The following is a 23,126-nucleotide window of genomic DNA, read 5'->3' as shown; positions in this document are numbered from 1 at the left end:
CGACGACTCACCCCGCGTGGATCAACCCCAGCGCCAGCGCCTTCACGACGGCCTGCACCTTGTTGGTGGCGTTGAGCTTGAGCAGCGCGTTGTTGATGTGAAAGTTCACGGTGCGCTCGGAGATGCTCAGGATGGCGCCGATATCGCCCGCCGTCTTTCCGTCACCCGTCCACAGCAGCACCTCGCGCTCGCGCGCGGTCAGCGCCGTGCCGACATCCCGCGCGAGTCGGGGCGAGAGGAACGCGAGCATCAGCGTGTGCAACAGGTGCGTCGTCACCAGCAGGGGCTGACGCAGGTGCTCCAGCTCTGACTCCGACAACGGCTCCGGTGCCCGTCGAGCGAACGTCAGCAGTCCGAAGACGCCGTGCGCCGCCCAACTGGACTGGGAGACGGCGGAGCCCAGCCCGAACCCGCGAGCCTCCGTCCACAGGTGCGGGGCCGACGCGAAGAGCGACTCCGACCAGACCATCAGCGCCGTGCTGCTCGCGCCCAGGCGGACCACCGGGTCGATGCGCAGGTAGTCGTTCTCCCGGTAGTGATTCATCCAGCCCAAGGGCTGGGAGTCGAAATACGCCACCGCGGGACTCGAGACGGGCCACGGCATCCGGAGCACGTCACAGCAGGAGTCGAAGCCCCGCTCTTGAGCGAGGGCCTCCACCCGCGTGAACAACTCCTGCTCATTCCTCGCCTGATGAAACCCGCTCCAGGAGTCTTCCCAGCGCACCATCAACCCTCCACCCCAGCCCTCGGGCTTGAGCTGAATCGCGACAACTCAACAAGATAAGCCATCACTCCCGGGGGCGGCCACCCGCGTGGCCCGCAGCGTCCTCGACCGACACGACGCTGCGGGCCGCGAAGCCATCCCATCCGCGCAGGATTCCAAGACAGCCCGACAAAGACTCACAACGACGGCGAGCAGCTCCGCCCAGGCGGGCGGAGCTCGACGGCGAGGAGGCAGCGCCTGAATCTCAGGTCTTCTTGGGCCGGGAGCGACCGGACGACGCAGCGCGCGCGGGAGGTCGCTTCGAGGCACGCGGCTCCTCGCCAGTCTTCTTCAGCCGTCGCGCCGCGACATCCTGATGCGCCAGCCGACGCAGCGCGATGAGCACGGGCTCGTGGACCGCCGTTCCCAGCACGGCGTACTCGACGGCGGCCGGTGCCTCCCGGGGGATGCTGTCGACATCGAACTCGGCGATGGCGCGGATGTGCGGCCCGTAGACGGCCAGGCGCGCGTCGTCCAGTGGAATGCCCGCGGACTCGGCCGCGGCGAGCGCCTGCTCCAACTGGGCGACCGCGGCGAAATCCGGGTCATAGACCTGGCCCAGCTTCTCCAGCACCGCGCGGGCTCGGGGATGGTTTTTGGAGGCCTCCGGCGTCACGTCGGGTGGCAGCGCGGCGATCGCCCGGCCCAGCGTCGCGAAGAGGTCGTCCTCCGGGCGGTCGATGAGCTCGAGCACGTCCCGTGCCTTCTGCACGCTGAGGCCCACCGTCTCCGTGAGCGCGCGAATCACCGCGATGCGCCGCACATGGGCCTCGCCGTACTCGGCCCGCGTCGCCGACGTCGCCTCGCCCGCCGGCAGGAGCCCCTCCCGCAGGTAGAACTTGAGCGTCGCGAGCGGAACGCCCGTCCGCTCCACCAGTTCAGAGATGCGCATGCACGGCCCCTTGCATTGGATACCCAAGGTATCTATCATTGGATACCATGAGTATCCAACCCCACACCCTCATCCTCTTCGGCGTCCTGCTGCTGTCTCTCATCACCGTGGAGTCGGGCGGTTGGTTCCTGACGCGTGTCGGACGGGGGAGTATCCCCGCGAACGCGCTGCAGAAGAACTTCTTCCGCGCGGGTCATGCGCATGCGGCCGTGTTGCTGCTGCTCAGCCTCGTCATCCTGGTGGTGCTCGACGCGGCCCGGTTGCCGCTCGGCTTCGACCTGGTGGCGCGCTTCGGAGTGCCGGTGGCCGCGCTGCTCATGCCCGCGGGCTTCTTCCTCTCCGTGCTGGGCAAGGACCCTCAGCGGCCCAACCGGCTCCTGGCCCTGCTGTGGGTGGGAGCGGCGAGCCTCACGCTCGGCCTCTTCACGGCCGGCGTGGGGCTCATCATCGCGGGCCTCGACGCCGCCTGATTGGGTGGCGCGGTCTCGGGGCGCCGTCGGGGCTCAAGCGGCGAGCGCACCCGACGCGGCGAGCTCCACGAAGGTGGCCGGAGCGGGCAGCGCGATTCGCATATCCCTCTTGTCGACGAGCCACTGGTCCACGTCGAGCAGCCACCAGGCCTCCAGCGTCGCTTCATAGAAGCGCCGGGGGCCGGCTCCGATGAACTCCGACTCGGGCAACATCCACTGTCGGCGCACCTGCTCATCAGGGAAGTTGAGCCGGTAGAAATGCTCACGGGTCTGCTCGAAGCGCGGCCCCTCCACGGCCTGGGCCCGTGCCTGGAACTGGAGGCCGTCGAGCCCCAGCGCCGCCGAGGCCCCCAGGTCCGTGCGGAAGATGGAGCCTGTCACGAGCGGCTGGTGCTCGATGTTGCGGGAGTGCCGCGCCTCGCGCATCGAGTACCAGACGAGCCGCACCGAGCCATCGAGCGTGTGGACGTAGCCGACGGTGGACGCCCACGGCTCCCCCGTCGGGGACACGGTGGCGAGAGTGACGAAGTGCGTGCTGCGCAGCAGCAAGGCGGCGCGCTGGGCGAGCTTCTGGACCTCCGGCGTCATGGCGAGACCCCTTCCTCTGGATTCAATGCCGGCTCGGAATTGAGCCCGCACCCTGCGCCAAAGAGCGCCGCGAGCACGGGATGGCTCCTTGAATTAAAGGCAGCCGCGCCCCCTGGGGGTAGCTGTCAGAACTACCAGTCCCCTGGCCCGCAGCTTCCGCCGACACCAATTCCTGGCGGAGTCATCCGAGAGAGGGCGAGCAGGCGTGCAAAACGCATCGCACGCGTCATGCCCTACCCAGAGGCCACGAGGACCCTTGCCCCAGTCAATGACCCATCTGAACAGCCGCGAGCACATGGATTAATCTGGAATCCGCCTCAATGAGAGGCCTTGACCGGAGCCAGACATGACACGTGCATTGGGAGTTCCCGCGCTCGCGGCGCTGTTGTTGTTGGGAGGTTGTGACGGAGTGAATCCCGAGGAGACCCTGGGGCCCGTGGGTGAGCTGGGCGTCCATGAGGGAGCGGTGGGTGAGCTGGACTTGAGCGTCGAGGACCTGGTCGCGTCATGCCAGGCCACGTCGCTGACCCTCTCGGCGGTCATCCAGAACAAGTGGACTTCGGGCATCGGAGGCTCCACGGCGGCCGTCTATGCCGGAGGCACCGGAGCGGGCGGAACACGGCTGGGCACCATCAGCGTGCCCTTCCTGGTGGGTGGCGAGCGCTTCCCCTTCCAGCTCTCGTTCACGGTGCCTGAAGGCACCCAGCGGGTGGTGGTGGTCGCGGACGACGACGGAGTCTTCGAAGAGGGCGACGAGACCAACAACATCGCCTCGTTCGACTTCCCCATTCCGTGTGCGACGAATCAGGGTCCGGTGGCGCTCTGCCAGAACATCACGGTGGCGGCCGATGCGACCTGCAAGGGTGTGGCGTCCGTGAATCACGGCTCGTACGATCCGGATGGCTTCCCGGGGCCGTTCAGCGTGACGCAGCTTCCCTCGGGGCCGTTCTCCCTGGGGACGACGCCCGTCCAGTTGGACGTCACGGACGGAGCGAGCACGAACAGCTGCGCCGCGACGGTGACGGTCGTGGACACCACCGCGCCGGTGCTCGGGGCCAGCCGCGGGCTCGTCCTGACGCCGTCGGTGGGCTCGGACTACGTGCTGGTCTCGCTGGCGGACTGCGCGTTGCCGGCGACGGACAACTGCGGTGGCGAGCTTTCGTTGGCGCAGACGGGCACGCTCATGCGCGTCAGCTCCGACGAGCCGAACGATGCGCTGTCCCTGCTGCGGCTGCTGGCGTGTGACGACATCAAGCTGTCGCAGGACGGCAAGTCCGCGCTGGTCCGAGCGGAGGCGGCGCTGCTGGGCAACGGGCGCGTCTACACGTTCACCTACGGGGTGAAGGACGCGACGGGCAACCAGGCCACGGGCGCCTGCCAGGTCCGTGTCCCGGCGCTCTTGGGCAATCCGGCGGTCGACTCGGGCGTGACGTACTGCCAGGGCGCGGGCTGCCCGTCGGGGACGACGGGGCGCGGCCTGCTCTGCTCGCTGCTGCCGCTGCCGTAGTCCGCGCGTCGTGAGGGCCCGCCCGGGGAAGCTACCGGGCGGGCCTGTCCGCCGCGACAGTGGTAGCCTCAAGCGCACCCATGGAAGAATCCCCATCCCCGCTGGCGTGGTTGGCCGTCGGCATGTTCCTGTGTGTCTGGCTCTACCTGATGGTCCTCGGAGTGAAGCGGCACTTCTTCCGTCCGCGGAGCCTCCCGAAGGGCGTGCATGAGTTCATCAAGGTGATCCGCTGCCCCACGTGCGGCGGCAAGTACAACAGCAACGTGCTGACGGTCATGCACAGGACGCTCCCCTCCCCCGGGAAGGAGAACCGCTCCAACCCGTCGTCCACCCACTTCGAAGCCACGTGCGACGCTTGCGGAGAGGTGACCCAGGTCCCCGTGGATGGACAGCAATTCCCAGTGCTCAGCCTGAAACCTCCGGCCCCTTGATGACGGCGCGGAGGGCCCAGCAACAAGGGTGACGGAGCCTCCGGTAGCTCCGTCACCTGCTCGATGTCTGCCAACGACTCATGAGGGCCGCCACTCCGAATCACGTGCCGGAGCACATCCACTTCTTCCCGAAGGTGCAGAAACACTGCCCCTCCTGGTCCGAAGCGAAGCAGCAGTCCGCGGTATCCCCCGCCTCTCGGCAATTGCCGCCCCGGAGGCTCTCGCACAGGTCCACGCCCGGGCATCCCGTTGGCGTAGGTGGCGGGCATGCGGTGAACACCCCATTGCAGGTCACGCCTTGATTATCCGTCGAGGAGCAGCTCGTCGTCCCCGCCGGGCAGCTGACCGTGCCCGTGGAGCACTAAACCGAAGTTCGTGATTCTCGATCAGGCCGGAGGGCGGGCAGGCGTGAAGTGAGCGGGAAGAGGGAGCAGGGGCACCTCTCGTTCGGCTCTGTGTGCGCAGAAAACCTGAGAGCGAGAAGGCCCTGCCCAAGGGCAAAGGTAGGCAGTGGCTGAAGAGGAAGCAGCGCCAGGCGCTGCTGCGATGGGGCGAGAGGAGCGGCTGCCCGCTCACCATGCGACGGTGCATGGCCGTGGCTGCCGTGGGGAGGGGTGCCTCGTGCAACGCAGCAGCCCGGGACTTGGGCTGTGCCACCTCCACCGTCGTCAGCGCGGTGCGCCGCTACCGGGAGGACGGACGCGGAGCGCTGCGAGACAGGCGGGAGGGCAACGGCCAGCGCAAGGTCGACGAGCGATTCCGAGAGAGGCTGGCGCGGGTGCTGGTGGGAACGCCCGAGGACTGGGGCTGGTGCCGGCCCACCTGGACACGGGAGCTGCCGTGCCTGGAGCTTGAGCGCCGGGGGCTGCCCCAGGTGTCCGTGGCGACCATGGGACGCGCGCGCACCTCGCTCGGCGCGCGACGCAAGGCCGCCAAGCCCATCGTCGAGTGTCCCTGGCCCGCCTGGAAGCGTTGGCGCCGGCTCTACGAGTTGAAGTGCCTGCATGCGCACAAGCCCCCCGAAGAGCCCGTGCTCCACGTGGATGAGGTGGACATCCATCTCAACCCCAAGGTGGGACACGACTGGTGTCTTCCGGGGCAGCGCCGGGTGGTGGTGACACCGGGCAACAACCAGAAGCGCTTCCTGGCCGGAGCGTTGAATGTCCGGACTGGGAAGCTGACGTGGGTGGAGGGCAAATCCAAGGCCAGCACCCTCTTCATCCAGTTGCTCTGGCGCCTCGCGGGTGAATACCGGCGCGCTCGCCGCATCCACCTCGTGCTGGACAACGCCGCGGTCCACACCAGCCAGAAGACTCGCAAGGCCCTTGCCCAACTTGGAGGGCGCACCATGCTCCACTTCCTGCCGCCATACTGTCCCCAGGGCAACCGCATCGAGCGCGTGTGGTTGGACCTGCACGCCAACGTCACGCGAAATCACCGCTGCCGCACCATGGACCAGCTCATGGCGCGGGTACATGCCTACTTCAACGCGCGGAATGCACAGCGCTCTGCCTGTCCATCCCTGCGCCGAGCCGACCTCAGGCGTGCCTCCTGACGTCGTGCGAGAATCGAGATCGTTGGTTTAGTACGACTTGGTCACATCCGCGAGGGCAGCTCAGGCGGCGCTCTGGCGTTGATGGCCCTGTTGCAAAGCGGGCAGGTGCCAATCTGCTGGAGCAGGATGGGTTGAATCGCGCGCCGCACCATCGGCAGGGTCCAGTGCACTCGGCTCTGGGGGGAAAAGCGCCCGACGGAGCGCGAGGAAGCCGTGGGCCACGGCGCAGAGGGTGGCGTGGTGGTGGAAGCCGCGCCACGTGCGCCCTTCGAAGTGGTCGAGGCCGACTTCGGCCTTCAGCTCCTGATAGTCCCGCTCGACGCGCCAGCGCAGCTTCGTCAGGCACACCAACTGCTTGAGGGACGTGTCCGCCGGCAACGTGGAAAGATGGAACTTGGTGGGCCCCTCCTCGTTCCTGGGCCATTCGCAGAGCAGCCACTGTTCGTCGCCCGGGGCCAGCCCTATCGAGTGTCCATGGCCAATGCGAATGCGCAGTGCCGCGAAACGAGAGCGCTTGCGGCCCTTGGGACCTTCACCCCAGGTGAGCGACTTCCATGCGGTGGGTGGTAGGTCGGCGGCAAGTTTCTGAGCGGCAACGGGCCTCGCTTCGCCATAACGGTAGCGCGTGCGAGCTGGCCCACTCATGCCCGGGGGCTTCGAGGGAATGGGCGGAGGCTCGAATCCGGGAGGCCAGACCACGGAGTCTCCCCGAATGCCGACGATGTACGGCAACCCTCGGCGAGTGAGTTCCTCTCGGAACTCGATGTCATTCCCATACCCGCAGTCCGCAAGGAACAGCCGCCGCTTCACTCCCCAATCCAACGCACGGCCAATCAGCTCCAGAGCGATGTCCCGCTTCGTCTTGAACACCACGTCCTCCGGCACGCCCACCTTGCTCAGGCGCTCCGTGTCGGACGTCCATTCCGCCGGCAGATACAGCCGCATCCCAATGCAGCCGCTGCCCTTCTCACCAGCCAGATGCAGGCTGACGGCCACCTGGCAGTTGTCGGTGCGGCCCAGCGTGCCCGAGTACTGACGGGCCACGCCCACGGAGTGCTTGCCCTTCTTGGGGAAGCCCGTGTCATCCAAGACCAGAGCTTCGATGCCTGGCAGGTCCTCCTCCAGTTTCAAGGCCAGCCGGCGCATGACCTCATCGTCCGCCCAGTTGCTGCCACTGAGGCACTGCTGGAGGCGCTGGCGCATGGCCTCCTTCTCGGATGCTTGCTCCACCAGTCGCCCCGCCATCGGGTCGATGCTCTTGCGCTCGCCTTCAAGCAGCAGTCCTTTGACGTACCAGTCCATGGCCCGGCGCCGCTCCACACGTCCCAAGCCCGAGAACATCGACTCCAGGAAGCTCGCCAGCTCCCCCTCCAGTCGTTTCATCTGCGTCGGCGTCATGCCTGGGGAACAGTCCGCCCTCCCTCACGCATTCTTGAAGTGACCAAGTCGTATTAGGCGACGCCCGGAGGCGTGCAAAAAGACCCCGGTGTCGTCAGCGGCCAGAACATGCATTCCAGCTCCTCCTCGCAGTCGGCGCTACCCAGGAGGAAAGGAGGATCCGCAGCACCAGCAAAGGCCATTCGAGCTTCATGTTCTCACCTCCGACGACGAGCAGGCGGACTCAGGGTTGAGGAGGGCGAGTATCGTAGGTCACGACGCGACCGTCCGGCGTGATCAAGACGCCCGGAATGTTACCGCTGATTGTCATGTCCCCTTGGGATGGCACATTTCCGTCCTTTGGATCAGAACTCCATTCACTTGTCTTGTATGCGACGTTTGGATGGGAGTGATAGGAGGCGACGACAACGCCACCGGTCGGAAGGCGGAAGATGCCCGACTCCCAAGAATCTGAATACCTTTGCGCGGTTTCCTTGTTGTCCAACCTCCGTGGCCACGTGGTGGCATATCCGCCATTCGAACACTGGTTGCCCTCTGTCAGATAGACCAGCCCCGACCATTCGTAACCGAAGTTATAATGCCTCCTCTTCATCCAGTCATAGGTGTCCTTGACTGCGGCCGCTGGGCTTGAAAAGACGTCACCTGGTGCGAGACCGCTTGGGTCGTTGTACGTGAGTGGGTTGTTCGAACCATATGCGTAGGCTGGCAATCCCTGCCCATTCAACGCATATGCCTGAAGCGCCCCGGGGATATGCGCGAGCGGCTCCTCTTGCAGGAACCGCCCCGTGGACGGATCGTAGTAACGGGCCCGGAAGTAGAGCAGCCCCGTGTTGTCGTCCTCACGTCCCGTGAAGGTCTGCCTGTTTCCGGCCGTCGTCCCCATGGAAGCCGTCTTGCCATAAGGCTCGTAGGTATACGTCGCGCTCAAGGCACCACTGCCATCCACCAGTGCGACCGTCGACTGCATCGCATCCGTCAGGAAGTCCTGCGACCCCAGGGATGAAGTCTGGCTGAACACCTCATCCAGCCCGAACCCCGTCAGGAGGTCGGTCATCCCAGCCAGTGATTGAACCTGGATAAAGTTCCCTCCACTGTAGAGGTAGTCCTCCGCGGTCCCGGACACCGTCTTGCGGGAACGCCTTCCGGTCGGCTCATAAAGGAACGTGGCGAGCGGCCCCGTGCCTGTGCTGATCTGAGCTAATTGATTGCGGACATCCCACGTATAGGTTCGCGTGCCATCTGAAGCCAGGTTGCCATTGGCGTCGTAGGACAGCGTTTGGCCATTCCAGGTCGTCAACTGGCTCGCCACGTCGTAGACGGCGCCAGAAACGGCGTTCGGCAAGCCCGTCCGCGCCTGGGTCCCGCCCACAGAGACGCGGTTCCCGTCGTCGTCGTAGATGTAGCTCAGGTCCCCCACCATGACCATCCCCTGCTTGTAGGTGATGGCAGTCAGCTGTCCCGCCAGGTCACGGACGTAGTGCTGCGATACCCCGTTGGGGAGGACTACGGACTGCCGGCGGCCCACCGCATCATGCGTAAAGGAGACCGTGCGGCTGTCCTGGACGAGGGAGGTCATTCGCCCCGAGTCGTCGTAGGTGTAGGTGACGGGTGACTGCCCCGTGGCCGTCATGCTCGTCAACCTCCCAGCGACGTCGTAGCTGTAGTCGACCGTGCCGTTCGGGGACACTTCCTGCAGGAGACGATCCAGGCCGTCATAGGACTGGGAGATCTCCGGCCCCAGGCTGTCTTCCATGCTGATGAGCCGGCCCCCCAGGTCATACCCGAAGGAAATGGTGTTGGAATACGCCGTCGGCGCTGTCGCCGTCGCACCGAAACCGGCCTGGACCATCGCGCCAGAGGAGTCATAGCTCCAGCCGCTCACCTGCCCCTTGCGGTCCTTCAAGGACTTCAAACGCCCCGCCGAATCGTACGAATACGTCGCCGTCCGTCCCAGCGGGTCCATCCGCTCGGAAATGAGTCCCAGGTTGTTGTAGACATAGTTTGTCAGCTGACCCCGAGCGTCCTTGCTCGCGACGATCCGCCCTGAGTTGTCGTAGGCGAACTCGACGACAGCTCCAATGGCATTGGTGTAGCGGGTCAGGCGATCCCGGGCGTCGTACTCATAGCGGTCAACATGTCCTCCCGGACTGCGCCGGGTGACCACCCGACCCAGGGCGTCTTGGGAAAACTCGTCCGTCAGACCGGTGCCGCTCGTCACCGCGATGATGTCCGCCCCCTCGTACGTGAAGGTGACCGGCGCCTCCGTGCCAGCGCGCATCGTCAGCAGCCTCCCCTGCGAGTCATATGTGAACTCCTGGGTCCGGCCCGTCGCGTCCTCGATGCCCGTCAGGTTGTCCAGGGCGTCGTACTGGTACTCCGTGACATGCCCGAGCTCGTCCTCGACCGTGGCGACCTGCTGGGTCGACGTGTACGTGTACTGGGTCGACACGGCCTGGGGCGTTCCCGCCAGCCCCGTCATCTGGGTGATGTTTCCCCAGCCGTCGTATTCGTACTCCGTGCGCCGGCCCATGGCGTCAACCAGCGCATCCAGCCGGCCCGTGGACGAGTCCAATTCGAAGTTCGTCTCGCGCTCTTCCGCCGTTCCCAGGGGATAGATGTCCTGGGTGATGTACCCGGAAAGGAACGACACCCGCCGCGTCTGTCCCGAGCGATCCTTCACATCCGTCTGGACGATCTGCTCGCCATCACGGACGTTGCAGCCGCCTTGCGGCAGGCACTGCTCGACGAGCCCCAACTGGTAGGTGAACTCGTAGGTGCTCCCATCCGCGAGCGTCTGCTTGGACACCCGGCCCATCGCTCCGTACTCATTCTCGACGACGAGCCGGTTCTCCTCGTCCACCACCGTCTCGATGTAGTTGGAGGAGTTGTACGTGAACTGGCGGGACTTGCCCGCGGCGTCCGTCACCTGGGTCAGCCTGCCCTGGGTGTCGTACGTGTACGTGACGGTCCGTCCCGTGTGGTCCTTGGCCTGGGTGGCCAGACCATCGTTGTGGAGACTGGTGCCGATGGTGAACTCCACCCAGCGTCCAGAAGGACCATCCAGCCGGACAATGGGACCTGAATTCCCAGACTCACGGGTGACGGTCACCGCATTGCCAAAGCGGTCCGCCAGCCGGGCCAACCGGTGGGCATGGTTGAACGTCCAGCGGCTCCCGTCCCGGAAGATCAGGTCCCATCCCAGGTACTCCTTATTGTGAAGGATGCGTGAACCGGCCAAGGGGCCCGGGTACGTCGTCTGGAAGACGGCTGTCGTGTCATCCATCCCGGGAGAGATCCGCTCATACCGGATGCGGGTTCCGTCCGGACTGACCAGCTCGTACTCCGTGAAGTCGAGCGTCGACCGCCAGAGGAAGTATTCGTAGTTGCTGACCATGCCGACGCCGAACTGCCGGCGCGTCAGATCCAACGAGCGGTAGGTGCGCTCCACCCGGAGAGGCATGAGGTCCGCGACGACGAGGTCCACCTCGTGGGTGATGAACTGGCCGGAGGCGAGCTGGACCGGGTCGCCGCCGGTGGAACTTCCCGGACTGCCGGCGGATCCACCCGAGCAATTCCCACCCGAGCCCCCGCCATTGCCGCAGCACTTACTGTTGCAGCCGCCACCCACCTGCGGAGGGGGCGCATCCGGGTTGCTGTAGCCCGCGCCGACGAAGCCATAGAGGGCCACGCCATCCTCGGGAATCACCTGGCGGCCATCCGCGCTGACGCTGCCCAGGCCATAGGCGAACCAGCCGCTGGCGTTGGCGTCATAGCTCCAGAAGTTGGCCTTCGCCCCGGGCAGCTCGCCCCGGTAGTTGGCGTAGTACAGCTTCGCGCCGCTGAAGCCCGGAGACAGCCCCTCGAAGCGCGCGTCGCCCGGCTGGAGCGTGAAGTACAGCGGCATCTCCAGGTTGGGGAGCGGGAACGGAGCCTGGTTGATGGGCAGCGGCGTGATGTTGATCTCCGTGAGCAGGTTGCCTGCACGGTCGCGGACCACCGTCCCGGGAGGCAGCCGCAGCTCCAAGCCGGGGATGGCGGGGGTCGTCACCGCGACCTCTTCCGTCGTGGGGCTCGGGATGGAGACCGTTCCCTGGGGATCCAGCCGAGTCATCCACACCGTGTGGCCCAGGGGGTTGGTGATGCCCTCCTTGATTTCGACGTGCATGAAGAACAGGCCGTAGCGGACCGCGCCACGGTTGGCCGTCTGGCCATTGACCTCCAACGTCTGGCCACCGGGCTTGAGCCCCTCCACGAGGAAGCGGCCCTGGGCATCCGTCATCGTGGCCACGCCACGCACCACGATCCGCACACCCGCCAGAGGCTTGCCATTGAGGCGCAGCACCCGTCCGGAGAGGGCGGTGACCCCGGGGGCAGCCTGGAGCAGCTCCACCGGCGTCACCTGGGGCTCCCGCGAGCGCCAGTGGCCCGTGAGGTTCTCCTGGCCCGGCAACCAGGTCTCCCCGTCATCGAAGAGGGGCCGCTCCGGCGCGCGCCAATCGTAGCGGCCATCCGCGCCCCGCTTCTCCAGGGGCCGCAGGGACGCCACCGGCTGCGCCGTGGCCCTGGGACGCCCCAGCTGCGGCCGCGGAAGCCGGGTGTCCGGACGGCCTTCACCCGCCGCCACCGTCGCGGTGGTGAACGCCACCGTGGTGAGCGGCAACTCGCGGTGCTTCGCGTCCCGCAACCCCTGGACGTAGAGCGTGTAGGCCGTGGCCGGCAGCAGCGCCTGCGCAGGACGGAAGAAGAGCAGCCGTCCGTCTTCCGCGAAGGTGTGCTCCCCCGCGACCTCGCCCACGGGCCCCACCAGAGAGATGGAGGCCTTGTCGTCCTGCACCACGGGGTGGCTCAGCCGCACCGCCAGCAGGACCTGCCCCGGCACCGCGGGGTCCTTGTCCTTGGGCAGTGAGCCCGTCATCGCCAGCGCGGCATCCGGCGCTGGCAGCCGTTCGCGCTCGGAGACATCCACCCGGACGAACTCGTCGCGCACCGGATCGAAGATTTCGGCGGTGGGGACCGCCCTGGGCGCGTCGCCCCCCGCCAGCAACACGCGACCGTCCGGAAGCAACACGGCCGTGTGACCGGCGCGGGCCACCTGCATGCGCGAGGACAGGCGCTTCACCTGGAGCGTGCGCGTATCCAGCACCTCCGCCGTGTCACTGGTCCGCGCATCCGCCGTCTCTCCGCCCGCGAAGAGCACCCGGCCATCCGTCAACACCGTGGCGGAGTGCCGCGCCCGCGGCGACGGGTGGACCTCCGCCGCGCTCACGAAGCCTGCTTCATCCGCGGAGAACCACTCGGCCGCCTCGACGAGCCGTCCCGTGGCATCTCGGCCGCCCACCACCAGGACCCGGCCTCCTGGGACCATGGTCGCCGTCTGACCCGACCGCGCCCAGACCAGGCTCCGGGACAGCGGCTCGACGCGCCCGGGCTCAAGCTGGAGGGACGCCGCGGAGGACGCGGTTTCGCCCCCCAGCAGCAACCAGCGTCCGTCCGACAAACGGGTCGCGCTCCGCCCGCCCCTTGCATGGGGCCGCTCCGCGGTGAGCTGTTGAACGACCTCGTCTGGAACCTGCGCGAAGGGAATCTCCTCCGTGCAGCCTGAAAGCACCCCCAGCAGCACGAGGCAGGCGGTCGCAAGGATACGTCTGGCGTGAGGCATGTTTTTTCCGTGAAAGGACAAGAGAGTCTTGGAGGTCATGGCGTCACCCCCACGCGAGCCGGCGCGAAGGGAGCGCCCTGGGTCTTCACGCGAACGGAGATCTGGCCGGTGTCGGCGTAGGTCGGGTCCACGACGATGCTGTACGTGCCTGCCGTGGAGGCGGTGAAATTCTCCGAGTAGGTCGTGCTGGGGAAGGCATTCCTGCCAACAGCATGAGAGCCATCGGGACGCTTGACGCTCACTGCCACGCCGCTTGTGAACGTCGCCGACGTGAGCACCAGGCTCAGGTTGGCATTGGCGCTGGCCGTGAACGTGTAGAAGCCGTCCTGGCCCACCCGGGTGGTGCTGAAGGTGGTCGCGCTCCCATCCACCGTGAGGCTACTCTCCACCGTGCGAGACAACAGCAGCCCCACGGATGCCGTCGCGGTCCCCGCGGGGTTGACGGTGATGACATACGTCCCCGTCACCGGCAGCACCGGCGGGTCGCAGTTGTCGGGAGCGCCGTGGCTGCCACAGCCCTGGAAGAGGGTGCCGTCAGGTTTGAAGATGGAGATGAAGGCACTCCCTCCGGAGGGCACCGTGCTGAAGCTCGTGATGCCCAGGCCCAGGCGATCTCCGGTCGTACCGCTGAAGGTGTAGCGGCCGTTCTGCCCTGCCCCCAGGCTCACGGTGGTGAGCGTGCCGTCAATGCTCCCCGCGCTCCCAGAGGCCTCGGTCACCAGTTGGAGGGTCATCTGCCCGGTGCTGGCCCGGTATGGGTCCACAGCGATGCCGTACGTGCCGGCCGTGGGTGTGGTGAAGTCCAACGTGTGGCCCGCGGTGGAGCCGGTGGTCATACTGGCCAGCTGCGAGCCATCCGGCTTCAGCACCCGCAGCTGTGTGCTGGGTGCCAGGGTAATACCCGTGAGGACCAGGTTCAGGTTGGCATTGGCGCTGGCCGTGAACGTGTAGAAGCCGTCCTGGCCCACCCGGGTGGTGCTGAAGGTGGCCGCGCTCCCGTCCACCGTGAGGCTGCCCTCCACCGTGCGCGACAGCAAAAGCCCCATGGATGCCGTCGCGACCCCCGCGGGGTTGACCGTGATGGCATACGTCCCTGTCACCGGCAGCACCGGCAGGTCGCAGTTGTCCGAGGTGCTGATGCTGCTGCAGCTGACGAGCGAGCTGCCGTCGGGTTTGAGGACGGAGATGGCGACACTCTCTCCAGAGGGCACCGTGCTGAAGCTCGGGATGCCCAGTCCCAAGCGATCTCCGGTCGTGCCGCTGAAGGCGAAGCGACCGTTCTGTCCTGCCCCCAGGCTCACGGTGGTGAGCGTGCCGTCAATGCTCCCCGCACTCCCGGTGGCCTCTCCCACCAACTTGAGGGTCATCTGCCCGGTGCTGGCCCGGTATGGGTCCACGGTGATGCTGTACGTGCCCGTCGTGGGTGCGGTGAAGTCCACCGCATAGCCTGTGGGAGAGCTGGTGGTCAGACTGGCCAGCTGCGAGCCATCCGGCTTCAGCACCCGCAGCTGTGTGCTGGGGGCCAGGGTAATACCCGTGAGGACCAGGTTCAGGTTGGCATTGGCGCTGGCCGTGAACGTGTAGAAGCCGTCCTGGCCCACCCGGGTGGTGCTGAAGGTGGCCGCGCTCCCGTCCACCGTGAGGCTGCCCTCCACCGTGCGCGACAGCAAAAGCCCCATGGATGCCGTCGCGACCCCCGCGGGGTTGACCGTGATGGCATACGTCCCCGTCACCGGCAGCACTGGCAGGTCGCAGTTGTCCGGGGTGTTGAGGTTGCCGCAGCTGACGAGCGAGCTGCCATCGGGGGTGCGGACGGAGATAGCGACATTCCCTCCGGAGGGCACCGTGCTGAGACCAGTGATGCCCAGGCCCAGGCGATCCCCGGCCGTACCGCTGAAGGTGTAGCGACCGTTCTGTCCTGCCCCCAGGCTCACGGGGGTGACCGTGCCGTCAATGCTCCCCGCGCTCCCGGTGGCCTCTCCCACCAGTTGGAGGGTCATCTGCCCGGTGCTGGCCAGGTACGGGTCCACAGCGATGCCGTACGTGCCAGTCGCGGGTGCGGCGAAGTCCAACGCATAGCCCGCGGAGGAGTCGGTGGTCAGGCTGGCCAGCTCCGAGCCATCCGCTTTCAGCACCCGCACCTGGGTGCCGCTGGCGAAGGTAACGCCCGTGAGGACCAGGTTCAGGTTGGCATTGGCGCTGGCCGTGAACGTGTAGAAGCCGTCCTGGCCCACCCGCGGGGTGCTGAAGGTGGCCGCGCTCCCATCCACCGTGAGGCTGCCCTCCACCGTGCGTGACAGCAAAAGCCCCATGGACGTCGTCACGGTCCCCGGAGGATTGACGGACACCGTGTACGTCCCCGCCATGGGCAACGGGGGCAGGTCGCAATTGTTCGGGGCACTGATGTTGTTGCAAGTGAGGAGTTCCCCTCCGGGCCTGAACACGGTCAGGGTGACGGCCTGGCCAACAGGTGTGGTGGTGATGCTCGTCACCCCCAATCCCAGGCGCTCACCGACTCCTCCCACGAAGGCATGGTTGCCGTTCTGCCCTACCTGGGTGACGAAGGTCGTCGGCGCGCCGTCCTTCTCGAGCACGCCACGCACGGCGCGGACCAGGGCAACCGTCGCGCTGAAGCCCGTCGTGGTTCCCGTGAGCCTCAACACCGCCGTGTAGATGGCATCCCTCGGCGCGATCGGAGCGTCGAAGACGCCTCCCGCGGCCGTCACGACGAAGGCCTCTACAATCGAGCCCTGCTGGTTCTCGATCCGCAAGTCCACCTGGTAGATCCCCCCCAACACCACCGAGGACGCCACGATGCTCACTTGTTCCCCGCGCTGGACCGGGAACGTCAGCACGGCCTTTCTCGTCGCATCCGGCAGCACGATGCTGACCGGCGCTCCCCCCACTTCGGGTTGAAGCACGGTATCCATCCCGCCCGGGACATCCACTGTCGGCACCACCAGGAAGTCCGTGGTGCTCGTCACATGCCCTGCGGGAGTGGTAACGCGCACCCGTCCCGTGGCGCCCTGCGCGGCGACCTTCACGACGAGCTGCGTGGCCGTGGCGGAAACGATGGAGGCCTGGATGCCTCCGATGAAGACCCGGTCGAAGAGGCGGTCGGGATTGAAGTTCGTGCCCGTGATCGTCACCGTCGTCCCCACGGGGCCACCCACTGGAGAAAACCCGGTGAGGGTGGGACCACTTCCCTGGGCCGCCACTTCGAAGTCCTCGTGGCTGGTGGCGGTCACACCGCCGACCGTCACGCTCACCGGGCCTGTCGTCGCGCTCGCGGGGACCGTCACCACCAACCGCTGAGCGCTCGCCGCTGTCACGACCGCGGCCACGCCATGGAATAACACCGAATTGCTAGCGGGGGTCGTGCTGAATCCCGTCCCCGTCAGGATCACCTCCGAGCCCGGCGCGCCGGTGTTGGGCGAGAAGTCGAAGAGCCCCAGGCCCGTGGCCGTCAGCCGTTTGATTTCGAGGAGGTTTCCACCTTTGTCATAGACATACTGGGCGCTGGCACCCGTGCCGTCGTAGACACCGACAAGCCGCCGGGACTCGTCATAGGCATAGTTGATGGGCGGTCCCGCATCCCCCAGCCCGCTGGGCTGGGTCGCCAGTTCAGGAGAGGACACGGGGGAACCACCACACGCGGACAACAAAAGGGCACACCAGAGCGCGAGGAGACCGCGCTCCCCAAAGGGGCGTTTCAAGAAAGACTCCTGGATGGAAATGGGATCAGCGGGCGGACAGCGTCACGGGGCTGTCTGTGTTGGTACCTGGGGACTCGTCAGCGCCTGAAGGAATGCCACGAGGCTGGAGCGGTCCGCAGGCGTCAGGTCCCCGACCTGAAGCCCTTCGCTCGTTCGGTAGTACAGCTCGCGTTCAACAGCTTGGGCCAGCGTGGGAACGCTCCCGTCGTGCATGTAGGGGGCCGTCCTGGCCACGTTGCGAAGGGAAGGCGTGCGGAAACGGCCCAGGTCGGCCGCCCGAAGGCTGACGGCGTAACGACCCAACGCCGCCACATCCGCGCGAGCTGGAATCGCGGCGCGGCGCGCCTCTGGATCCCATCCCAACATGTTCCGGGCGGCATCCGGCTGACGCGGAACGAGCGCGAGGGGGACTTCACCGGGATGGTATGCCCCGTCCGTGAAGGCGCCCTCCTCCAAACGGTGGCAGCGCGCACACCCCGCGCGCCCCACGAAGAGCGCGAACCCCCGGCGCTGCTCCGGGAGGAGCGCCTGTGCGTCCCCCGCCTGGAAGCGGTCAAATGGAGCTGGAGCCGGAACCAGCTGGCGGAGGTACGCGACGAGGGCTTTCGCCACGGTCGCTTGGGTCACGCCCTCGTCAGGAAAGACACGCGCGAAGCCCTCCGCATGACGAGCCTGCACCAATGCCAGGACCGCACTTTCTCCAGCCAGCCCATGCTCCTCCGCGGTGGTGAGCGGATCCATGACGAGTGCTTCCAGGGAGGTCCTCCGCCCATCCCAGAAGAACTCCCGGGTCTGCGTGAGGCCCATCAGACTGGGAGCATTCCGGGTTCCCTGACGGCCAAATGCTCCGCGCGAAACAGCTCGACCGTCTGTGAAAGCGGCATCAGGACGATGGCACGTCGCGCATGCCACCGCGCCATCCGCACTCAGCGACGTGTCGAAGAACAGAGCCTCCCCCAATGAAGCCAGGACCTCTCGCTCGGCGGTCCTCAACCAGGCCTGGACCGTCGCGTCCTCGTGAAGGCCCGCGCGGCGTGCCTCTTCGGCGAGCAGCGAGCGCTCCACCAGGACATCCTCCAAGGCCTCGCCCGCCTTGAGGCGTAAGCGAGAGGATTCCTCGATCAGCTCCGCCTGGGTGATGACTCCTCCGTCGAAGCGGCCGACCACCCGGCCCTCACCGGCGACCGCATCCCCCGTCGGAGTCTCCGGCGCGGGCTTCGTGCAGGCGCAGCAGAGCACCCACGCGACCAGCACGGCGCGACCCTTCCGTATCGTTCCTTGAGGACAATTTCCCTGCTGCCCATCGAGCCTGGTCCGAGGAACCAAGGGATTCGCGCCTTGCACCATGTTGGAGATACGAGACAGGCCCACTTTTTTGGTTGTCGTTTCACGCGGTGTCCGCCGCCGCCACTCGAAAGCGCTGCGGGTTCACACCCCAGGTGAAGCTCCGCGGTTGATTCCACCCAGGCACACGCCCTCCGTCCGCACCCGAGTCCTCTCAGCCGTCGTCGCCCTCGCCTTGTCCGCCTGTAACGGTGGGAGTCCGCTTCCAGCGGAGGCTGGGCCCAAGGACTCAACCCCCGTCATCGCGGTCATCAATGACCGCAGTCTGACGACCCAGGAGGTGAAGGCGAAGTTGGACGAGCAGCCGCTGTTCGTGCGCAGCCGCTACGCCACGTTGGAGAAGAAGAAGGAGTTCTTGGACAACCTCATCCGCTTCGAGCTGGTGGTGCAGGAGGCTCGGAAGCAGGGATTGGAGAAGGACCCCGAGATTCAGGCGACGTTGGAGAAGGTGATGGTGCGGAAGCTGCTGCGCAAGCAGCAGGAGGCCGGCGCCGGCACGCTCACCGAGGCGGAGCTGCGCAAGTACTATGATGAGCACCCCGCGGAGTTCGTGAGGCCCGAGCGCGTCCGGGTCCACCACATCTTCCTGGAGGCGCCGCAGGCCGACGCCGCGAAGCGCACGCAGACGCGGGCGACGATGGTGAAGCTGCTAGCGGAGGTGAAGGCGAAGGAAGCGGGTCCGACCAAGAGCGCGTTCGAGCTGGCGGCAGTGCAGCAGTCACAGGACGTGGACTCCAAGCCCGCCGGTGGGGACCTGGGCTTCCGCAGCAAGGGTACCGGGCGTCCTCCTGGCGGACATCGCCTATGGCAATTCCAGCGACTTTCGTGCGCGCCTTCGCTCGCTGGGCTTGCATTACGCGGTGGCAGTGGCCCCTCAGACGAGCGTCTGCCTCTTGGCTGCGAAGGGCCGCCCCCCGAAAGGACGTGCGAAGCGTTTCGGACCTGGCCCTGCGTCTTCATGAACGGGGCGGCTTCCGGCGGTGCACCTGGCGCCAGGGCACGCAAGCCGCCTTGTCGGCACGCTTTGCCCTGCGCCGCGTCGTCGCCGCGGGCGTCCCCCTGCGAGAGCAGGAGCCTCTGGGGTTGCTCATTGAGTGGCGCGACGGTGAGCCCGAGCCCGCCAATTACTTCCTGATATCCCTGCCAGAGGGCCGGACGAAGAAGCAGCTCATTCGTCTGGTGATGCAGCGCTGGAGAACCGAACGCGTCTACGAGGACCTCAAGGGGGAATTGGGCCTGGACCATTACGAAGGCCGCCGTTTCCCCGGCTGGCATCACCATGTCTCCGTCGCGCTGTCTTGCTACGCCTTCCTCGTGGCGGAACGCACGCGGCGTTTTCCCCCCTCGGTCCGAAGGGCGGCTGAAGCCCACGCGCAGTCACTCTCGGCCTGAGCGACACTTCCTCGACAGCTTCATCACCGCACGGCTCGCCATGGCGCGAGTGATTGCCTCGTGGTTGCCGCGCTGCCCCACCTGCCACCGCACCAACCCCCACCGCACCTCACGTCGCCTCCCCGGCCTCCCCGTCCACCCTTCGGGCCCCTGACGCAATAGTGTTAGTTGGCCATTCGGGAGGCTCCGTCGAGTCGCGGGAACTGCCGCGTCCCGAAACCGGGCAGGAGGAGCGCTCGCGCAGACGATGGCCGATGCGTGTCTCGACACGCATCACGGAGTGGAAGCGGTGGCCCCCCGGCGGTCTCCCCCACCCCGGTGCCGCCGCACGTCGCGCTGTTCTGGAGCCAACAGGAATCATCGGACTGCCCTTCCCCTGCTCCACCTGGGCTCAACTCCTGTCACGCATGTGTATAGTGAATGTCCGCTTCGCCGAGCCGCGACTCCACACCTCGCCCCGAGTCGACTCCATGCTGACAGCGCCATCCAGCCCCCCTGCTGATGCCTCATGCGCCCACCATCCAGACCAGCCCGCCACGGGAACCTGTACCCGCTGCGGACGCTTCTTCTGCGAGCAGTGCAAGGGGCGTGACGCCCGTGCATGTACATCCTGCCACGCGAGGGTGAGGCAACGTCCCCTGTCCTCCGCGAGCCCCTGGGCGGTCGTCGCAACCTGCGCCATCGGCCTCCAAGTGGTCGCCGAGTTCGCCTACATCGCCGTGAGGCGCTGGCTCTTCAGTTTCGTCCGCGAGATCGGCTACACGCAGTCCGAGGCCTTCGACATCTATTTGGAAAGCCTCATGGCCCTGCACCTCATCAAAATCGTGACCTTGCTGCTCAGCGCGATCTGCTTCCTGACGTGGCAGTACCGGGCAATCCGTATCGCGACACTGCTCAAGGTCAGCCAGGCCTCGCCCCGCTGGGCCATCCTGTCCTGGTTCATCCCGGGCATGAACCTCTTCAAACCCTATCAACTACTCCGCGACCTCTGGCTCGACCTGGGAGGCGAGGCCAGCCGAACTGGCCTGATACGCGCATGGTGGTACACAGGGCTGCTCACCTTGGCGCTGGGCATGTGGCACCATTCGATGAACTACCTCGCCGAAATCGCGGGCATCAGCTCCGGCACGCTGCGCCGCATCCAAACTGCCCATAGCGCGATATTCCTGCTCGCCACCGCGCTGTGCATCGGCATCGTGGCGCGCATCCAGCAGCAGCTCGTGCAAATCAAGGCGGAGAGGCTTCGCGCCCCGTAAGAACGGACACGACCCACTCGCCCCGGTGCATGAGCGAGCCGGATGGTTCGACTGCGACAAGAGGAAGCCGTGGCGATCCAGTAGCCAGTGCTCACTGTTACGTCACGGCTTCGCGCCCCGGCGCAGATCCCGGCTTCCGCAGTCGGCCAGGTGGAACGTCCCCTGGCGACTCATGCGGGAGACGACGCGGGCGCCAACGTGGGTGGCGAAATCCGAGGGCCCGCCTTCCCTCCGCTGCACCGAGAGCCGGGTGATATACGCCGTCACCATGCCGGGCCTGTCCCGACTGTCCACCAACTCCTCGAGGAGCTCCCGGTGGCGCGGACCCATCTCCTCGCCCGGCGGCCCACCGACGTCATCCAGCACCAGGATGCGCACCTGGACAGCACGCTGAAGCAGCTGCCTGTCCTCCGCCTCGTGGTCGCTGGCGCGCTTCAACCGCGACCAGTGCACGAAGAGCCCGGCGGACGCGTCCCACTCGGGCAGACGCTGGCCGGTGCGCGTCTCTTGGCGCACCGCGGAGCGGAAGAGGTGGCACGCCCCGACGGTCTTCCCCACCCCACTGCCGCCGGACAGCAACAGTGTACGCAGGCCCTCCCGCAGGACGTGCCTCGCGGCGCGGAGGGCAGCCGTCTCCAGCACCGCCTCCCCAGCGAGGGCCGCCACGGCCTCCTCGGGGACGTGGCACGACTTCAGGTGCAACGGCCACGCGGCGGCGTGGGCGGCCTCATGCCGGGCCTGCTCCGTCACCTCGGCCTGCTTCAACTCCACCTCTCGCTGCTTCCAGTCCGCCTCCAGTTGGGCCAGCCCCGCTGAAGGCCGCTCACGGGCCTGGGACATGCCCTTCCGCATCAGGTCCGCCAGCCTCCGGGGCGCTTGCGGCAGGGGCTCGGCTGGCGGCGCCTTCTCGTCGTCCTGGCTCATGGGCTGACCTCCACTCCTTCCTGGGCGCCATCGGCGATGACATGGCGGCCCAGCGCACGCACGGATGGCGTCGGCCGCGTCTGGGCGAGGTTCTTCGCATTGTTGGCGTTCATGAGGAAGCGCGGGAAGCTGAACCGGGACGGCGGAGGGCTGTGCGATTCCAACGTTTCGGGGTTCCTGCCGCGCGGAGAGCCGCGCATCGAGGTCGTCCTCGGAGTCGTTGAGGACTTCCACCACGCGCCGGACGAGGCCCTCATTGTGGCGCTCCACCTGGATTCAGCCGGCGAGGATTTGCGAATTTCCTCGGAGGAAATGACGACCTGCACGGCCACCTGCGCATCCGGCACGGTCAGTGGCCCGGTAACCACGACAGCCTGTTCCGCTTCCAATAGCTTCCCTGCAAGATAGTTGCGCCGTGCCGAGCAATTCCCCCGGTGCACCGCCAGACCTGCCCCCTGGCACGTTTCTTTTGCGTGACTTGATCGCTGAACACCGTCCCGTCGGGCATGAGGTGCAGCGTGCGCGGCGTCGCCCGTCCCCGGTTCACCGCGTTGTGCGCCTGGTAGAGGGTGCCGACGTGCCCGGGGAACACCAGTTCGCCGCTCAAGACGGTACGCACCTCCGGGTCCGCGAGCTGGAAGGAGTGAGCGCCGCCCCATTCGAACGGATGGACTTCGCCGACATGCCAGCCATTTACGTCGGGGTCGACGTGACTCCAGATGCGCCGCCGCGCGTGCTCGACGTCGGCGATTCGGGGCGGTCCAGACTCGCCTCAGCAGCCATGACCGGCGCCACGAGTGGCTGCGTGAGGCGTGTGGCGACCTCCACGTGTGCGTCTACTACTCGCCCAGAACCATGCTCTGCGATGACACACGCCGCGACGTTGAGCGGCGACTGCGCGACACCACGAACCCACCATGCGGTGAGCGGTAATCGGGCGGGTCAAAGGGTCCGCGTCACTTGAGCTGTCAATTTTCATTGGGCTGGGAAGCCACGCTGAGCACGACACGGACTTGACTATCCATCACACTGCAACTGAGGCAGTATCCGTGTGGTCACGCCAGACGCAGTGGAAACCACGCAAAGGGGACCCATGAAGAAGACACTCTTGGCGGTGTTTGTTGGACTTTGTTTTGGGGCCGGTGCGGCTTTCGCCGCCGAGTCCCGCGTTGTAGAGGAGGCAGCGGCGGCTCTAGCACCGTGCTGCTTTGACTGTGAGCCCAACTATAAC

14 protein-coding genes and 2 pseudogenes are annotated in these 23,126 nt (G+C 66.7%); 7 read left to right on the top strand and 9 right to left on the bottom strand.

Features of this window, described 5'->3' with window-relative positions; translation table 11 throughout:
- Positions 1–7: 7 nt before the first annotated feature.
- On the bottom strand, positions 8–727 hold the full coding sequence (locus tag ACN469_RS06375; RefSeq protein WP_498765168.1) for an autoinducer binding domain-containing protein: 720 nt from the start codon (positions 725–727) through the stop codon (positions 8–10).
- Positions 728–968: 241 nt separating this feature from the next.
- On the bottom strand, positions 969–1,655 hold the full coding sequence (locus ACN469_RS06370) for a MerR family transcriptional regulator (RefSeq protein ID WP_498765166.1): 687 nt from the start codon (positions 1,653–1,655) through the stop codon (positions 969–971).
- Positions 1,656–1,702: 47 nt separating this feature from the next.
- Here ACN469_RS06370 and ACN469_RS06365 point away from each other — a divergent pair, with 47 nt between their 5' ends.
- Positions 1,703–2,125 (top strand): hypothetical protein, encoded by a 423-nt coding sequence (locus ACN469_RS06365; protein WP_498765164.1) that lies wholly within the window; start codon positions 1,703–1,705, stop codon positions 2,123–2,125.
- A 33-nt stretch (positions 2,126–2,158) separates the two neighbouring features.
- On the opposite strand, the gene ACN469_RS06360 is transcribed toward ACN469_RS06365, so the two are convergent.
- Positions 2,159–2,713 (bottom strand): pyridoxamine 5'-phosphate oxidase family protein, encoded by a 555-nt coding sequence (locus ACN469_RS06360; RefSeq protein WP_498765162.1) that lies wholly within the window; start codon positions 2,711–2,713, stop codon positions 2,159–2,161.
- A 346-nt stretch (positions 2,714–3,059) separates the two neighbouring features.
- Between ACN469_RS06360 and ACN469_RS06355 the strand changes: the two genes are divergently transcribed.
- The 3 genes from ACN469_RS06355 to ACN469_RS06345 all read left to right on the top strand — a co-directional run bounded on the left by ACN469_RS06355 (position 3,060) and on the right by ACN469_RS06345 (position 6,206).
- Positions 3,060–4,220 carry a CARDB domain-containing protein gene (locus ACN469_RS06355; RefSeq protein ID WP_498765160.1) on the top strand — a complete coding sequence of 387 codons (1,161 nt, stop codon included), beginning with the start codon at positions 3,060–3,062 and terminating at the stop codon, positions 4,218–4,220.
- Positions 4,221–4,300: 80 nt separating this feature from the next.
- Entirely contained in the window at positions 4,301–4,651 is a 351-nt protein-coding gene (locus tag ACN469_RS06350; protein WP_498765158.1) for a hypothetical protein, read from the top strand.
- Positions 4,652–5,108: 457 nt separating this feature from the next.
- Positions 5,109–6,206, top strand: coding sequence for an IS630 family transposase (locus ACN469_RS06345; protein WP_498765156.1), 1,098 nt, complete (start codon positions 5,109–5,111; stop codon positions 6,204–6,206).
- A gap of 60 nt (positions 6,207–6,266) precedes the next feature.
- On the opposite strand, the gene ACN469_RS06340 is transcribed toward ACN469_RS06345, so the two are convergent.
- From ACN469_RS06340 to ACN469_RS06325, 4 genes are all read right to left on the bottom strand, one after another.
- On the bottom strand, positions 6,267–7,604 hold the full coding sequence (locus tag ACN469_RS06340) for an IS701 family transposase (RefSeq protein ID WP_498765154.1): 1,338 nt from the start codon (positions 7,602–7,604) through the stop codon (positions 6,267–6,269).
- A gap of 223 nt (positions 7,605–7,827) precedes the next feature.
- Positions 7,828–13,263, bottom strand: coding sequence for an RHS repeat-associated core domain-containing protein (locus ACN469_RS06335; protein ID WP_498765152.1), 5,436 nt, complete (start codon positions 13,261–13,263; stop codon positions 7,828–7,830).
- Between the two features lie 35 nt (positions 13,264–13,298).
- A complete protein-coding gene (locus ACN469_RS06330) occupies positions 13,299–16,901 on the bottom strand; it encodes a pre-peptidase C-terminal domain-containing protein (protein WP_498765150.1) in 3,603 nt (1,200 codons plus the stop codon).
- 120 nt (positions 16,902–17,021) lie between these two features.
- Positions 17,022–18,233, bottom strand: a complete 1,212-nt coding sequence (locus tag ACN469_RS06325) for a cytochrome-c peroxidase (protein ID WP_498765148.1) — start codon at positions 18,231–18,233, stop codon at positions 17,022–17,024.
- 91 nt (positions 18,234–18,324) lie between these two features.
- On the opposite strand from ACN469_RS06325, the pseudogene ACN469_RS06320 reads away from it, so the two are divergent.
- From ACN469_RS06320 to ACN469_RS06310, 3 genes and pseudogenes are all read left to right on the top strand, one after another.
- Positions 18,325–19,050 (top strand): annotated as a pseudogene (locus ACN469_RS06320) (peptidyl-prolyl cis-trans isomerase); the annotation flags it as partial.
- A 49-nt stretch (positions 19,051–19,099) separates the two neighbouring features.
- Positions 19,100–19,715, top strand: a pseudogene (locus tag ACN469_RS06315) (IS701 family transposase); the annotation flags it as partial.
- A 692-nt stretch (positions 19,716–20,407) separates the two neighbouring features.
- Positions 20,408–20,971: a DUF4328 domain-containing protein gene (locus ACN469_RS06310; RefSeq protein ID WP_498765146.1), complete on the top strand. Its 564-nt coding sequence runs from the start codon at positions 20,408–20,410 to the stop codon at positions 20,969–20,971.
- Between the two features lie 102 nt (positions 20,972–21,073).
- Here the strand turns inward: ACN469_RS06310 and ACN469_RS06305 are convergent, their stop codons facing one another.
- Both ACN469_RS06305 and ACN469_RS06300 read right to left on the bottom strand, forming a co-directional pair.
- Positions 21,074–21,895 (bottom strand): P-loop NTPase family protein, encoded by an 822-nt coding sequence (locus tag ACN469_RS06305; protein WP_498765144.1) that lies wholly within the window; start codon positions 21,893–21,895, stop codon positions 21,074–21,076.
- A complete protein-coding gene (locus tag ACN469_RS06300) occupies positions 21,892–22,284 on the bottom strand; it encodes a hypothetical protein (RefSeq protein ID WP_498765142.1) in 393 nt (130 codons plus the stop codon). The genes ACN469_RS06305 and ACN469_RS06300 overlap by 4 nt, the downstream gene beginning before the upstream one ends.
- Between the last annotated feature and the right edge of the window lie 842 nt (positions 22,285–23,126).

The organism is Corallococcus terminator, assembly GCF_049194865.1.
GTDB classification, from domain to species: Bacteria; Myxococcota; Myxococcia; order Myxococcales; family Myxococcaceae; genus Myxococcus; species Myxococcus terminator_A.
The sequence above is the reverse complement of the archived record's forward strand: the minus strand, read 5'-3'. Positions and strand labels throughout refer to the sequence as shown.